Origin of the sequence: Hydrogenophaga pseudoflava NBRC 102511 (assembly GCF_001592285.1) — a bacterium.
Classification (GTDB): domain Bacteria; phylum Pseudomonadota; class Gammaproteobacteria; order Burkholderiales; family Burkholderiaceae_C; genus Hydrogenophaga; species Hydrogenophaga pseudoflava.
This window is the reverse complement of sequence record NZ_BCWQ01000009.1, coordinates 36,387-51,138: the sequence shown is the minus strand read 5'-3', so window position 1 is coordinate 51,138 and position 14,752 is coordinate 36,387. Positions and strand designations below refer to the sequence as shown.

Here is a 14,752-nt window from a genome sequence, read left to right as displayed (position 1 = left end):
ATGAGCACCCTCACCGTCTACGGCACCGCACTCGCCAGCCGCTTCCTGCTGGGCAGCGCGGGCTACCCCTCGCCCCAGGTGCTGCGCGAGGCCATCGCGGCCAGCGGCACGCAGGTCGTCACCGTGGGCCTGCGGCGCACCCTGGCCGCGGCCGGCGACAACGGCTTCGTCGCCGGCATCGTGAACAGCGGCGTGCGCCTGCTGCCCAACACCGCCGGCTGCCGCACGGCGCGCGAGGCCATCACCCTGGCGCACATGGCGCGCGAGCTCTACGGCACGCGCTGGATCAAGCTCGAAGTGGTGGGCGACGAACACACCCTGCAGCCCGACCCCTGGGGCACGGTGGAGGCCGCGGCGCAGCTCATCAGGGACGGCTTCGCGGTCTTCCCCTACTGCACCGACGACCTGGTGACCTGCCAGCGCCTGCTGGACGCCGGCTGCGAAGTGCTGATGCCCTGGGGCGCCCCCATCGGCTCGGGCCAGGGCCTGATCAACCCGTTCGCGCTGCGCACCCTGCGCGCGCGCCTTCCCGGCGTGCCGCTGGTGGTGGACGCTGGCATCGGCGCGCCCTCGCACGCGGCGCAGGCCATGGAGCTGGGCTTCGACGCGGTTCTGCTGAACTCCGCCGTGAGCCAGGCGGTGGACCCGGTGCGCATGGCGCGCGCCTTCGGCCTGGCCATCGAGGCGGGGCGCACCGCCTTTGAGGCCGGCGTGATGGCGCCGCAGGACATGGCCGTGGCCTCGACCCCGGTCAGCGGACACCCATTCCTGATCGCATGAACACGCCCCCCATCCTCTGGAGCATCGCCGGCACCGACAGCGGCGGCGGCGCAGGCTTGGCGGCCGACCAGCGCGCGGCCGATGCCTTCGGCGTGCACCTGTGCCCGGTGGTCGCCGCCGTCACGGCGCAGAGCACCACCGCGGTGACCCGCATCGACGCGGTGCCGCCCGATCTGCTGGACGCCCAGCTGGCCGCGCTGGCCGAGGACATGCCGCCCGCCGTCATCAAGACCGGCCTGCTGGGCAGCGCCGCCAACGCGCGGGTGGTCGCGCGCTGGGTGGACCGGCTGCGCACGCGCGCACCGCTGGCCTTCGTGATCGACCCGGTGCTGCGCGCGAGCACCGGCGCCGGTTTCGTGGACGAGGCGCTGATGCAGGTCTACCGCGACGAGCTGCTGCCCCGCGCCACCGCGATCACCCCCAACCAGCACGAGGCAGTGCTGCTGCTCGGCCCGGACGGCGACAGCGGTGTGCCGGCCATGGCCTCGGCACTGCGTGGGCAGGGCGTGCAGGCGGTGGTGGTCACCGGCGGCGACGCCGCCACGCCCGGGCTGTCGCACGACTGGATCGACACGCCGCACGCCCGCGGCTGGCTGACGCTGCCGCGGGTGGACACGCCGCACCACCACGGCACCGGCTGCACGTTCGCCACCTCACTGGCCGCCGCCCTGGCGCTCGGCTTTGTGGCGGCCGACGCCGCGGTGCTGGCCAAGATGGCGACCACGCACGCGCTGCGCCACGCACGCGCCGTGGGGCGCGGCGCCGGACCGGTGGTGGCCCGGGAGGGCTTCGCCACCGCCCCCTCGCTGCTGCCGCGCCTGTCGGTCGGCGCACAGGCACCGACCGACAGGCCCTCGAAGGCGCGCAGCCGCGACCCCGGTGTCTACGCCATCGTCGACAGCGCCGAACGCGTGGAGGCGGTGCTGCGCGCCACGCCCACGGTGGACACGATCCAGTTGCGCATGAAACGCCCGTCGGGCCTGGACGACGGCGCTTGGGCCACGAAGCTGCACGCCGCCATCGCCCGCGCCCAGCACGCGGCCGACGCGGCCGGCGTCACGCTCGTGGTCAACGACCACTGGCAGACCGCACTGCACGCCGGTGCCCGCGCCCTGCACCTGGGGCAGGAAGACCTGCTGGCACTCGGCCCCGACGAGCACGCGGCGCTGCAGGCGGCGCGCGAGGCGGGCGTGCAGCTGGGCCTGAGCTCGCACAGTCTCTGGGAGCTGTGCCGCGCCGCCGCGCTGCAGCCCGACCTGATCGCCTGCGGCCCGGTCTGGCCCACCACCACCAAGGACATGCCCTGGCGGCCCCAGGGCCTGGACAACCTGGCCTGGTGGGCCCACATGGCGCCGGCGCCGGTGGTGGGCATCGGCGGCGTCCTCGATCCGCCGCAGCTGCGCGCGGTGGCCGCCGCAGGCGCGGCCGGCGGCTGCGTGGTGCGGGGCCTGGGCGACGAGCCATCGCAGACGCTGTCGGCCTGGCGCAGTGCCTGGGCCGAGGGGCGGGCCGCCGCACAACGACACCCGGTGCCGACCCTGCCACACCCCTCGCTGTCCGGCCCATGCCAGCGTCCGGTAGGTGATAAGGGTTAGCCCATCTCTCTGGTAAGGTTCACGGGTTTGCCAACCGCCGGGCGACCGGGGCGCCAGACGCCCCGGGGCACCGGCATTTTTCATCCCGGAGAAAACCATGGATCGTCGTTCCCTGATCAAACACGCCGGCATCGCGGGCGTGCTCGCCGCTGGCGCGGCCCCCGCCGTGCACGCCCAGGCCGCCGTGCGCTGGCGCCTGGCGTCGAGCTTCCCCAAGTCGCTGCCCACCATCTTCGGTTCGGCCGAGAAGTTCTCGGAAACCGTCAAGGCCCTCTCGGGTGGCAAGTTCGAGGTGTCGGTGCACGCGGCGGGCGAGCTGGTGCCGCCGTTCGGCGTGGTCGATGCGCTGCAGAACAGCACCATCGAGATGGCGCAGACCGCGTCCTACTACTTCACCGGCAAGAACTCGATCTTCGCTTTCGGATGCGCGGTGCCCTTCGGCCTGACCGCCCGCCACATGGACGCCTGGATGGAACACGGCAACGGCCGCAAGCTGATGGACGAGTTCTACGCCGAGTACAACATCACCTCCATGAGCGCGGGCAACACCGGCACCCAGATGGGCGGCTGGTACCGCAAGGAGATCAAGTCGGCGGCCGACCTCAAGGGCCTGAAGATGCGCATGGGCGGCGGCCTGTTCGGCGAGGCCATGACCAAGCTGGGCGTGGTGGCGCAGAACATGCCCGCGGGCGAGGTTTACCAGGCGCTGGAAAAAGGCACGCTGGACGCCACCGAATTCGTCGGTCCGTTCGACGATGAAAAGCTCGGCTTCCACAAAGTCGCCAAGAACTACTACTACCCCGGCTGGTGGGAAGGCGGCGCCGAACTGGAGTTCTTCATCAACAAGAAGGCCTTCGACGCGCTGTCGGCCGAGAACAAGGCCATCGTGCGTGCCGCCGGCGCCGTGGCCGCCCGCGACATGACCGCCAAGTACGACGCCCAGAACCCGGCCGCCCTGCGCCGCCTGGTGGCCGCCGGCACCAAGCTGCGCGCCTTCGACAAGTCCATCATGGACGCCGGCTACAAGGCGTCGATGGAGGTGTTCGCCGAGCACGAGGCCAAGTCGCCCGAGTTCAAGAAGATCCACCAGGACATGCGCGCCTTCCAGCGCGACCAGGTGCTGTGGAGCAAGTTCTCCGAGTGGCGCTACGACAGCTACATCGCCGGTCTCAAGCTCTGAACCCGGCCTGACGGCTCAGCCAGTGACGCCGCCATGGGCGGCGTCCTTGTTCGCCATGTTGCGCAACACCAGGGCCCGGCCGGCGAACAGGCCGCCGGCCAGCTCCAGGTCGAAGCGGCCGGCGTCGCGGCGGCGCACCTCGGCCATGACCTCGTCGGCTTCTTCCGCGCTCGCACCGGTGGCGATCACCGCCTCGCGGCCCAGCAGCATGGCCGACTCGAACGTCTCGCGCACGAAGAAGTCGGCACCAGCCCTGGACAGCTCGATCGCATGTTCGCGGTCGAAGGCCCGCACCAGCACGCGCGCCTGCGGGCAGGCGTCCCTGGCAATCTCGGCGATGTGCGTGGCCGCCGCGCGGTCGTCGATGCACACCAGCACCGCGCTGGCAGCGTGCGCACCGGCCGCATGCAGCACGTCGGGGCGGCTGCCGTCGCCGTAATAGACCTTGAAGCCGTAGGATTCGGCGTCGCGGATCACCTGGGTGTCGTTGTCGATGATGGTCAGAGAGGCCCCGCGCGCCAGCACACCCTGGCTGGCGATCTGGCCGACACGGCCAAACCCGACGATGAGCACGCTGGCGGTGCGCTCGCCCACCGCCTCCACACCGTCCATCGACACCACGGCCTGGCGGGCGAAACGCTTGTGCAGCAGCACCGTCAGCGGCGTGAGCGCCATGGACAGCACCACGATGGCGGTCATGTTGGCATTGACCACCGGGTCGATCACCTTGGCGGCCAGCGCCGCTGCGAACAGCACGAAGGCGAATTCACCGCCCTGGGCCATCAGCACCGCGCGGTCCAGCGCGTCGATGTGCGAGCTTCTGGCCAGACGCGCCACGCCGTAGATGCACAGCGCCTTGACCACCATCAGCGCCAGCACGCCCGAGACGATGAGCGGCCAGTTCTGAGCCACCACCGCCAGGTCGAGCGACATGCCCACGCCCAGGAAAAACAGCCCCAGCAGCAGACCACGGAAAGGCTCGATGTCGGCCTCCAGCTGGTGACGGAAGGTCGATTCCGACAGCAGCACACCGGCCAGGAATGCGCCCATGGCCATCGACAGGCCACCCAGTTGCATCAGCAGCGCCGAGCCCAGCACCACCAGCAGCGCGGCGGCGGTCATGACCTCGCGCGCCTTGGCGTTGGCGAGCACGCGGAACAGCGGATTGAGCAGCCACAGGCCGGCCGCCACCAGCACGCCGATGGCGGCCAGGGCCATGCCCACCGCCGTCCAGCGCGCGCCCGCCGAGGCCACCACCTCACCGGCGACAGGGGGGGCCATGAAGGCCACCAGCGCCAGCAGCGGCACGATCAGCAGGTCTTCGAACAGCAGGATGGCCACGATCTTCTGTCCGCGCGGCGCCGCCAGGTCGCCCCGTTCGCCCAGCAGCTGCATCACGATGGCGGTGGAGGTCAGCACAAAGCCCATGGCGCTGATGAAGGACACCGGCCACGAGAAGCCGAACGCCACCCCCACCAGCGTGAGCAGCGCGCCGCACACCACCACCTGCAGGCTGCCCAGGCCGAAGATCGAGCGGCGCAGGTTCCACAGGTGCGAGGGCCGCATCTCCAGTCCGATCACGAACAGGAACATCACCACGCCGAGCTCGGCGGTGTGCAGGATGCTCTGCGGATCGGTGAACAGGCCAGCACCGAACGGGCCGATGGCCAGGCCCGCGGCCAGGTAACCCAGCACCGAGCCCAGGCCCAGGCGCTTGAACAAGGGCACGACCACCACCGCCGCGCCCAGCAGGGTCACCACCTGGATCAGGCTGCCCGAACTTGCTTCAGCCGCCATGAGTCCAGCCCGCAAGAGTTGCCACAACGACCCCCACCATCGCCACGTGCATGGCACGCCTCCTCGTCAGATTGGAACGAAACAGTCGTCGACTGCCGCGCTAGTGTGACGCAAAGCTCATGGGACCGGGTGGTCGACCGGCATGCCCCCGCTCAGCGTGGCGCGTCGGCGGCCACTGCCATGTGCGCCACCTGCTGGTCGAGGATGGCCTCGGGGTCGTCGGCTTCCTGGGCCGTGGGGTGGGCCAGGCCTTCGTTCAGGCGCTGCATGTCCAGGTCGCCGGTCCACTTGGCCACCACCAGGGTCGCCACGCCGTTGCCCACCAGGTTGGTCAGGGCGCGGGCCTCGCTCATGAAGCGGTCGATGCCCAGGATCAGCGCCAGGCCGGCCACCGGCACGCCGCCCACGGCCGAGAGCGTGGCCGCCAGCACGATGAAGCCGCTGCCGGTGATGCCGGCCGCGCCCTTGGAGGTGAGCAGCAGCACGGCCAGCAGGGTCAGCTGCTGCACCAGGGTCATGGGCGTGTCGGTGGCCTGGGCGATGAACACCGCGGCCATGGTCAGGTAGATGGACGTGCCGTCGAGGTTGAACGAATAACCGGTGGGGATCACAAGGCCGACCACCGACTTGCGGGCGCCCAGGTTCTCCATCTTCTCCATCATGCGCGGCAGCACCGATTCGCTGGACGAGGTGCCCAGCACGATCAGCAGTTCTTCCTTGATGTACTTGATGAACCGGACGATGGAGAAGCCGTGCAGGCGCGCGATCAGGCCCAGCACGCCGAACACGAAGATCAGGCAGGTCAGGTAGAAGGTGCCCATGAGCTTGCCCAGCGAGAACAGCGAATCGATGCCGTACTTGCCGATGGTGAAGGCCATGGCGCCGAAGGCACCGACGGGGGCCACCTTCATGATGATGCCGACGATGTCGAACAGCACGTGCGAGGACTTCTCGATGAAGTCGAACACCAGGGTGCCGCGGCCGCCGAACTTGTGCAGCGCGAAGCCGAACAGCACCGAGAACAGCAGCACCTGCAGGATGTCGCCCTTGGCGAAGGCGTCCACCACCGAGGTCGGGATCACGCCCATCAGGAAGTCGACCGTGCCCTTCATCTTGCCGGGCTCGGTGTAGGCGGCGATCGCCTTGGTGTCCAGCGCGGACGCGTCCACGTGCATGCCGTTGCCGGGCTGCACGAAGTTGACCACCAGCAGACCGATGACCAGCGCCAGCGTGGACACGATTTCAAAGTACAGCAGGGCCAGGCCGCCGGTCTTGCCGACCTTCTTCATGTCCTCCATGCCGGCGATGCCCACCACCACGGTGCAGAAGATGATGGGCGCGATGATCATCTTGATCAGCTTGATGAAGGCGTCGCCCAGCGGCTTCATCTGCTCCCCCAGTTCGGGGTGGAAGTGGCCCAGCAGCACGCCGATGGTGACGGCGGCCAGGACCTGGACATAGAGGGATTTGTAGAGCGGCTTGCGCTCGGCGGTTGCAGCCATGGCGTGTCTCCGTGGGGCTGTTTTGGGGGATGCGGGACGATACGCAGCCCCCCGCCGCGCGCCAACTGTGGCGTTCAACAGTCGTAGAACTACGTACCGGGCGGTTCAGCCGCTGCCGATGGCCCGCTGGACGTCGCGCAGCAGCCCCGCCCCCACGCTGCGCCCGAAGCCGTCCACCACCGGCCGCAGGTGGCGGCGCAGTGCCTCGCGCTCGGCCGCGCCCAGCGCGTGCAACCGCAGGCCGGGGGTCTGGCGCAGGGTCGCCAGGGCCTGGCGGTCCAGCGCCTCGGCCAGCCGGTTGCCGTGCGCCAGCGCCTCGGCCAGCGCGTCGTCCACCAGCGCCCGGTCGACCCGCGACAGGCTCTCCCAGAAGCGCGGGTGCGTGACCACCGCGTAGCCCAGGTAGCCGTGCTGCGTCAGCGTCAGGTGCGGCTGCAGCGCGGCCAGGCCCTGGGTCAGGAAGTTGCTCGGCGGATTCTCTGCCGCGTCCACCACGCCGCTGGCCAGCGCCCGCTGGGTTTCGCCAAACGGCAGCACCACCGGCTGCGCCCCCAGGGCGCGCATCTGCTCACCCAGCACCCGGGAGGCCTGCACCCGCACGCGCAGGCCGCGGTAGTCGGCGGGGGTGCGCAGCGCGCGCCGGGCGCTCATCTGCTTGAAACCGTTGTCCAGAAAACCCAGCCCCCGCATCTGCTGGCGCGCCAGCCGTTCCAGCAGCCCGCGCCCCACCGCCCCCTGCGTCACGCGGCGCACCTGGGCCAGGTCGGCGAACAGGTAGGGCAGGTCGAAGACCTCGAACTCGGGCACCCCGGCCATGCCGAACTTCGACAGCGAGGGCGCCAGCATCTCCACCGCGCCCAGGCGCAGCGCCTCCATCTCGTCGTCGTCGCCCCAGAGCTGCGAGTCCGGGTAGAGCTCGACGCGGATGCGCCCGCCTCCGCGCTGGTGCACCAGGGCCTGGAAGCGCAGCGCCATCTGGCCTTTGGGCGTGTCGGGCGCCACCACGTGCGAGAAGCGCAGCAGCACCGGCGGCGCACCCGCCAGCGCCGGCGCCCCCACCGCCGCACAGGCCGCCACCAGCAGGCGGCGGCGAGCGCACAACAGGGACGACGGGCGTTCGACAGACATGCTGGCTATGCTAGCGGGCCCATGGCTTCCGACACGCCCACGCGGCCCGCCCCCGACCTCGACGCGCTCGATCTGGACACGCGCCAGACCGCGGCCTTGACGCGCCGCGCGATGGGCTGGCTGGTGGCGCTGCTGCTGCTGGTGGCCGCGTCGGCGCTGGCGCTCTGGCTGTTCCTGCGCAGCGAGGAAACGCGCGAGGCCGACCGCCGACGCACCGCCGACGCCGAGTGGCTGGACCAGACCCTGCGCTTCCACTTCCGCCGCCTCGAAACCGACCTGGCCGCGCTGGCACAGGCCCACCAGAACGGCGGCGACGACCACGCGGTGGCCGCGCGCCACGGCCCCTGGTGGCAGAACCCCGGCCGCATCGCCTTTCACGGCTGGGTGCCGGCCGCGGCGCCGGGCGAGCGCAGTGGCTGGCCAGCCGAAATGATGGCCGCGGCCCAAGCCCCCGAACACGCCGCCGCCCTGGCCACCATGCTGGACACCACCCGCGGCCTGCAGCGCCCGGCATACGCCGGCCCCTTCGAAACGACGGACGGGGCCGACGCTTGGCTCTGGCTGGCCGTGCCGCACTTCGAGCAGGGCCGCTTCACCGGCGATGCGGTGGCCGCCGTGCCGCTCAAGCGCCTGCTGGCCGACGTGCTGCCCGCCTGGTTCCTGCAGGACCACGCGGTCGCGCTGGCCGGCGCAAGCGCCACGGCTGCGGCCGGCGACGCTCAACACTTTGTAGCGCCCATCCAGTTGCCCGGCGCGCAGCTGCGCCTGCAGGTCGCACTGACCGACAGCGCACCACCGATGGCCCCGCGCGCCTTTTTCGCCGTGGCTCTGCTGTGCCTGCTGGGCATGCTGCTGGCGCTGCTGGCCCTGTGGCGCGACAGCGCCCGCCGCCAGCGCGCCGAGGCCCGGCTGCAGACCCAGCTGGCGCTGCGCACCGCCATGGAACGCTCGGTCACCCTGGGCCTGCGCGCCTGGGACACCAGCGGCCGCCTGCTGCACGTCAACCCCGCCTTCGCCCGCCTCGTGGGCTGGACGCCGGCCGAGCTGATGGCGCACGGCGGCCCGCCGCCCCACACGCCACCCTACTGGCCCGCCGAGCAGGGCGATGAGTTCGAACAGGTGCAGCGCGCCGCACAGGCGCCCGAGGCCCTGGCCCTGCAGCTGCAGCACCGCGACGGCCAGCGGCTGGACGTGCTGGCGCACAGCGCGCCCTTGCGCCTGGCCAGTGGCGAGGTGGTGGGCTGGGTCGGCTCGGTGCTGGACGTGACCGAGCGCCGCCGCATCGAGCGCCTGGCCGCGCGCCAGCAGGAACAGCTCGAAGCCTCGGGCCGCCTCGTGGCCATGGGCGAGGTGGCGTCCACCCTGGCGCACGAACTCAACCAGCCGCTGGGCGCGCTCAGCAGCTTCGCCACCGGCCTGCTCAACCGGGTGCGCGAGCAGCGCATCACACTCGAAGAGATCGTGCCGGTGGTCGAGCGCATGGAGCGCATGGCCGACAAGGCCGGCCGCGTGATCCAGCGCGTGAACGCCCTCGCCCGGCGCCAGGAAACCGTGCGCCTGCCGCTGGCGCTGGCCCCGTGGGCTGCGCGCGTGGCGCAGGCCGTGCCGCTGCCCGAGGGCGTGCGGCTGGAACTGGCCCTGCCTGGGAGCGACGGCCCCACCGTGCCGGCCGACGCGCTGCTGCTGGAAAACGCCCTGCACAACCTGGTGCTCAACGCCGGCGAGTGGGCCGCGCGCAGCGGCCGTACCCCGCCCACCGTGCGCGTAGGCCTGGTGACCGGCGACGGCCAGATCGGCCTGCGCGTGTGCGACAGCGGCCCCGGCGTGCCGCCCGAGCAGCGCGCCACGGTGTTCGACGCCTTCGCCAGCCACAAACCCGGCGGCATGGGCATGGGCCTGGCCATCTGCCGCTCCATCGCCGAAGCGCACCACGGCCACATCGACCTGAGCGACTGCCCCGACCTGCTCGGCGCACAATTCACGCTGTGGCTGCCCCTGAACCCCTGACCCCCCCGAACCCGCCGGTCCACATCGTGGACGACGACGCGGACTTCCGCGACGGCCTGGCCTGGCTGCTCGATTCGCGCGGCCTGCACACCCGCGTGTGGACCGGGGGCGACGCCTTCGTGCAGGCGCTGCAGCGCGGCGAGCTGGGTGAACTGGCCCGGGCCTGCAGCGTGGTGCTGCTGGACATCCGCATGGAACCGCTCTCGGGCCTGGCCACCTTCGAGCAGCTCAAGGCCGCCCGCTGGCCCTGGCCGGTGCTCTTCCTCACCGGCCACGGCGACGTGGGCATGGCGGTGGCCGCGGTCAAGAACGGCGCCTGGGACTTCCTGGAAAAGCCGTTCCAGAACAACCAGCTGGTGGACAAGGTGGAGGCCGCGCGCGAGGCCGCCGTGCGCCTGCACACCGAGGCGCGCGAGAAGCTGCGCTTCCAGCAGGCGCTGGCCGCGCTGAGCGCGCGCGAACGCGAGGTGCTGGATGAGCTGCTGCAGGGCCACTACAACAAAAACATCGCCGACCACCTGGGCATCGCCCAGCGCACGGTGGAGTTCCACCGCGCCAACATCTTCGAAAAACTCGGCGTGGCCTCAGCGGTGGAACTGGCCCACCGCATGGGCCGGCTGATCGCCGACGACTGAGCATCTTCCGTTTTCTGTTTCTGCATGACCGCGCCGACCGACCACGACCTGCCCCCGCTGAACGCCACCCCGCCCGGCCTGTACCGCCACTACAAGGGCGGCTGGTACGACGTAATCGACACCGTACGCTGCAGCGAAACCCTGCAGGGCATGACGCTGTACCGCGCGCTCTACGGCGGCTTCGGCCTGTGGGTGCGGCCGGCAGCCATGTTCGCCGAGCGCGGCGTGTTCGAGGGCAAGGAACAGCCGCGCTTCACCCCGCACGACCCGGCGCGGGTGCCGCTGGGCGACCTGGCCACCGCCCGCGCCCTGATCGCCCACCTGCGCGGTCGCGCGCAGCGGGAGCGCGGCACCGACCTGGACACCGCCCTGCGCCCGCCGCCCCCCGAGCCCGACAGCTGCTGCGGCCGTGGCTGCAACGGCTGTGTGTGGGAAGGCTTCTACGAGGCGATGCACCACTGGCGGGTGGATTCACTCGATCTGCTCAAGGCCTAGAACAGATCCCCCTGCCCGCGCAGCGCCGCCGGCCGGAATAGGCTCAGTTCCAGCGGCTCGCGCTCGCGGTTGAAACCGAGGCGGTCGCAGGTCTTCACGAAGCGCTGGCGGATCAGGTCGGCCCAGATGCCCTGGCCCTTCATGCGCGTGGCGAAGTCGGCGTCGTAGTCCTTGCCGCCGCGCAGGTCCTGCACCCGCGCCATCACACGCTCGGCCCGGTCGGGGTAGTGCAGGTCCAGCCACTGGCGGAACATGGGCGAGAGCTCCCAGGGCAGGCGCAGCACCTGGTAGAACGCGCGCCTCGCGCCGGCCTCCCAGGCCGCTTCGAGCACGCGCTCCATGTCGTCGTTGAGGAACGGGATCTGCGGCGAGACGCTCACGCCGGTGGGCACACCCGCCTCGGCCAGGGTGCGGATGGTGCGCAGCCGCCGGTGCGGCGCGGCGGCGCGCGGCTCCAGCACGCGGGCCAGCTTCGCGTCCAGCGTGGTGACCGTCACGTACACGGCCGCCAGACCGGCCTGCCCCATGGGCGCCAGCAGGTCCAGATCGCGCTCGACCCCGCTGCCCTTGGTCACCATGCCCACCGGGTGCTGCGCCGCGCTCAGCACCTCCAGCACCGCGCGCGTGAACCGCAGCTCGCGCTCCACCGGCTGGTAGGCGTCGGTCACCGTGCCCACCACCAGCAGGTCGGGCTGGTAGCGCGGGGCCAGCAGCTCGCGCCGCAGCAGCTCGGCGATGTTGCGCTTGGCGACGATCTTCGTTTCGAAATCGAGCCCCGGCGAGAGGTTGAGGTAGCTGTGCGTGGGCCGGGCGTAGCAGTAGACGCAGCCGTGTTCGCAGCCGCGGTAGGGGTTGAGGCCGAGCCGGAAGCCGATGTCGGGCGAGTCGTTGGTGGTGATCGCGCTGCGCGCCTCTTCGAACATCACCTCGGTGGCCGGTGCCGCAGCCTCTTCGCCCTCGGCCCGCCGCTCGTCCAGCGTGCCCCAGCCGTCGTCGAAGGCGGCACGCTGGTCGCGCTCGAAGCGGTGCGGCTGGCGGTGGGCCACGCCGCGGCCTTTGAGGGCGTGCAGGGGAATGTGGACGTCGTTCATGGCGGTGCAGGGTCGGGATGGATACTGTACATAAATACAGTTATTTCGCAAGAGACAGGCGACGGTTTCCCGCGCTGCGGCGGCGGCCCACAATGGCCGGCAACCCCCACACACACCGGGACACACCATGGGCATGCGACAACTCTCCGGCCTGGACGCCACCTTCCTCTACCTGGAAACGCCGGAGATGCCGATGCACGTCGGCGCCATGCACCTGCTGGAACTGCCGGCCGGCCACCGCGGGCGCTATGTGAACGACCTGCGGCGGCACATCGCGGCCCGCCTGCCCGCCACGCCGGTGCTGCGCCGCCGGCTGTGGTGGATGCCGCTGAACATGGCCAACCCGGCCTGGGTGGATGCGGAACCCGACCTCAACGAACACATCGTCGAGATCCGGCTGCCCAGCGGCAGCGCCCGCCGCGCCGACGCGCGTACGCTGATGGAGGAACAGGTCTCGTTGCTGCACCCGGTCCTGCTGGACCGCCACCGGCCGCTGTGGAAGATGCACGTGATCGAAGGCCTTCCGCGCAGCGCCGCAGGGCGCAAGCAGGTGGGCCTCGTCACCCAGTTGCACCACGCGGCGGTCGACGGCCAGGCCGCGGTGGCGCTGGCCAATGTGCTGTTCGACCTGACACCCGAGCCGCGCGACATCGAGATCCGCCCGTCCCGGCGCACCAGGACCTTCCGGCTCGACATGGTCGAGATGCTGCGCGGCGCGCTGAGCCATGAGGCGGTGCAGGTGGCGCGCATCGTGCGCGATCTGCCGGCCACGCTGGGCACCGTCGCCGGCACGGCCAGGAGCGTGCTCAGCGCCAAGAACCTGCTGGGCCAGGGTTCGGGCAATGTCACGCTGGCGCCCGCCACGCCGATGAACGCCACCGTGACACCCGCGCGCGCCTTCGCCGCCGCCAGCGTGCCGCTGGCCGAACTCAAGGCCCTGGCGCGCGCGCATGGTGCCACCCTCAACGACGGGGTGCTCATGCTCTGTTCGTCCGCGCTGCGCGCCTACCTGCAGCAACACGGCGCGCTGCCGCGCAAGAGCCTGGTGGCCGCGGTGCCGATCTCGCTGCGCGAGGCAGGCGACACCCGCGCCGACAACCAGGCCTCGATGAGCCTGGTCAGCCTGGGCACGCACCTGGCCGACCCGGCCAAGCGGCTGGCGCACATCCGCGCCGCCACCGGGGCGATGAAGTCGACCATGGGCCGCATGAAGAGCATCCTGCCCACCGACTTTCCGTCCATCGGCGTGCCCTGGCTGATCGAGGCCGCGGCCTCGCTCTACGGCAAGGCCAAAGCCGCCGAGCGCCTGCCGCAGGTGGCGAACGTGGTCATCTCCAACGTGCCCGGCCCGCAGGTGCCCCTGTACCTGGCCGGCGCCCGCGTGCGCTCGAACCACCCGACCAGCATCGTGGTGCACGGGCTGGCGCTGAACATCACGGTGCAGAGCTTCGACGCCGCGATGGACTTCGGGCTGATGGCCGACGCCGCGGCGCTGCCGGACGTGAAGGCGCTTGCGCAGGCGGTGGACGCGGCACTGGACGAATTGCGGGCGCTGCCGGTGCCGGCGCCGGACGCCGCAGTGACATCCGCCACCGTGTCCCCCAAGCGACCCGCCTCTAGGGCCGCCGCACCAAAGAAAAAGCCGCGCGCTGGCTAACATGGACCGATGCCTATTTCGATGCCACCCGGCGTCTGCGCACGCATGAGTTCCACCCGCCACCGCCGCCAGCCCGCGCCTCCCGACCCGTCAGACCCGGACGCCGGGCTGCACACCGTGCCGCCCGGCCTCTGGCTGATGATGCTGGAGGCCCGCGCCCCCTGGGAGGCCATGGCCCTGGCCGCCGTCTCGCCCTGGCTCTCCCGCATGCCCTCGGGCGACGGCCACGCCGTGCTGGTGTTCCCGGGCCTGGGCGCCAACGACATGAGCACGCTGGCGCTGCGCCGTTTCCTCAGGCAGCACCGCTACGCCGCCTACGGCTGGGAGCAGGGCTTCAACCTCGGCCCGCGCGACGGCGTGCTCGAACGCTGCCGCGCGCGCATCGAGGCGCTGCACAAGAAACACCGGGGCAAGATCAGCCTGATCGGCTGGAGCCTGGGCGGCATCTACGCGCGCGAGATGGCCAAGGAGCTGCCCGATCTTGTGCGCTGCGTGATCACGCTGGGCACGCCCTTCACCGGCCACCCGAAGGCCACCAACGCCTGGCGCTTCTACCAGCTGGTCAGCGGCCAGCACCCGCACGACGAGGAGCTGCTGGCCCAGGTGCGCAGGCCACCGCCGGTGCCCACCACCTCCATCTACAGCAAGACCGACGGCGTGGTGGCCTGGCAGTGCAGCATCAACCCCATGCGCCACGCCCACACCGAAAACATCGAGGTGCACGCCAGCCACATCGGCATGGGCATGAACCCGATGGCGATGTACGCCATCGCCGACCGCCTGCGCCAGGACCCTGACCACTGGCGGCGCTTCGACGTGCAGGGCGCGCGGCGCTGGTTCTTCAAGGTGGCGCACCAGCCTGAAACGCTGACCCGTTGGTACTGA

At 71.2% G+C, this 14,752-nt stretch carries 12 protein-coding genes and 1 pseudogene; 9 read left to right on the top strand and 4 right to left on the bottom strand.

Annotation, left to right across the window (positions count from 1 at the left end):
* The 3 genes from HPS01S_RS12290 to HPS01S_RS12280 all read left to right on the top strand — a co-directional run bounded on the left by HPS01S_RS12290 (position 1) and on the right by HPS01S_RS12280 (position 3,555).
* Entirely contained in the window at positions 1-780 is a 780-nt protein-coding gene (locus tag HPS01S_RS12290; protein WP_066156236.1) for a thiazole synthase, read from the top strand.
* A complete protein-coding gene (locus HPS01S_RS12285; RefSeq protein WP_066156233.1) occupies positions 777-2,375 on the top strand; it encodes a bifunctional hydroxymethylpyrimidine kinase/phosphomethylpyrimidine kinase in 1,599 nt (532 codons plus the stop codon). Before HPS01S_RS12290 ends, HPS01S_RS12285 begins: the two co-directional genes overlap by 4 nt.
* A 97-nt stretch (positions 2,376-2,472) precedes the next feature.
* The gene (locus HPS01S_RS12280) at positions 2,473-3,555 is read left to right on the top strand and encodes a TRAP transporter substrate-binding protein (protein ID WP_066156230.1); all 1,083 of its coding nucleotides are present in this window, start codon (positions 2,473-2,475) and stop codon (positions 3,553-3,555) included.
* Positions 3,556-3,570: 15 nt separating this feature from the next.
* On the opposite strand, the gene HPS01S_RS12275 is transcribed toward HPS01S_RS12280, so the two are convergent.
* The 3 genes from HPS01S_RS12275 to HPS01S_RS12265 form a co-directional block, all read right to left on the bottom strand.
* Positions 3,571-5,352, bottom strand: a complete 1,782-nt coding sequence (locus tag HPS01S_RS12275) for a monovalent cation:proton antiporter-2 (CPA2) family protein (RefSeq protein ID WP_066156227.1) — start codon at positions 5,350-5,352, stop codon at positions 3,571-3,573.
* 152 nt (positions 5,353-5,504) lie between these two features.
* On the bottom strand, positions 5,505-6,854 hold the full coding sequence (locus tag HPS01S_RS12270) for a dicarboxylate/amino acid:cation symporter (protein ID WP_066156224.1): 1,350 nt from the start codon (positions 6,852-6,854) through the stop codon (positions 5,505-5,507).
* 105 nt (positions 6,855-6,959) lie between these two features.
* Positions 6,960-7,982, bottom strand: a complete 1,023-nt coding sequence (locus tag HPS01S_RS12265) for a DctP family TRAP transporter solute-binding subunit (protein WP_066156221.1) — start codon at positions 7,980-7,982, stop codon at positions 6,960-6,962.
* A 21-nt stretch (positions 7,983-8,003) separates the two neighbouring features.
* Here HPS01S_RS12265 and HPS01S_RS12260 point away from each other — a divergent pair, with 21 nt between their 5' ends.
* From HPS01S_RS12260 to HPS01S_RS22215, 4 genes and pseudogenes are all read left to right on the top strand, one after another.
* Complete coding sequence (locus HPS01S_RS12260) at positions 8,004-9,989, top strand: two-component system sensor histidine kinase NtrB (RefSeq protein ID WP_066156218.1); 1,986 nt, start codon at positions 8,004-8,006, stop codon at positions 9,987-9,989.
* The gene (locus tag HPS01S_RS12255) at positions 9,968-10,624 is read left to right on the top strand and encodes a response regulator transcription factor (RefSeq protein ID WP_255284209.1); all 657 of its coding nucleotides are present in this window, start codon (positions 9,968-9,970) and stop codon (positions 10,622-10,624) included. The genes HPS01S_RS12260 and HPS01S_RS12255 overlap by 22 nt, the downstream gene beginning before the upstream one ends.
* A gap of 24 nt (positions 10,625-10,648) precedes the next feature.
* Positions 10,649-10,879 (top strand): annotated as a pseudogene (locus HPS01S_RS22220) (DUF1653 domain-containing protein); the annotation flags it as partial.
* A gap of 21 nt (positions 10,880-10,900) precedes the next feature.
* Positions 10,901-11,119, top strand: a complete 219-nt coding sequence (locus tag HPS01S_RS22215) for an oxidoreductase-like domain-containing protein (RefSeq protein ID WP_371836598.1) — start codon at positions 10,901-10,903, stop codon at positions 11,117-11,119.
* On the opposite strand, the gene HPS01S_RS12245 is transcribed toward HPS01S_RS22215, so the two are convergent.
* The gene (locus HPS01S_RS12245; protein ID WP_066156215.1) at positions 11,116-12,210 is read right to left on the bottom strand and encodes a PA0069 family radical SAM protein; all 1,095 of its coding nucleotides are present in this window, start codon (positions 12,208-12,210) and stop codon (positions 11,116-11,118) included. The genes HPS01S_RS22215 and HPS01S_RS12245 overlap by 4 nt on opposite strands.
* Before the next feature lie 133 nt (positions 12,211-12,343).
* Here HPS01S_RS12245 and HPS01S_RS12240 point away from each other — a divergent pair, with 133 nt between their 5' ends.
* On the top strand, positions 12,344-13,867 hold the full coding sequence (locus HPS01S_RS12240; RefSeq protein WP_169803944.1) for a wax ester/triacylglycerol synthase family O-acyltransferase: 1,524 nt from the start codon (positions 12,344-12,346) through the stop codon (positions 13,865-13,867).
* A 45-nt stretch (positions 13,868-13,912) separates the two neighbouring features.
* Positions 13,913-14,752 (top strand): alpha/beta hydrolase, encoded by an 840-nt coding sequence (locus HPS01S_RS12235; protein WP_066156210.1) that lies wholly within the window; start codon positions 13,913-13,915, stop codon positions 14,750-14,752.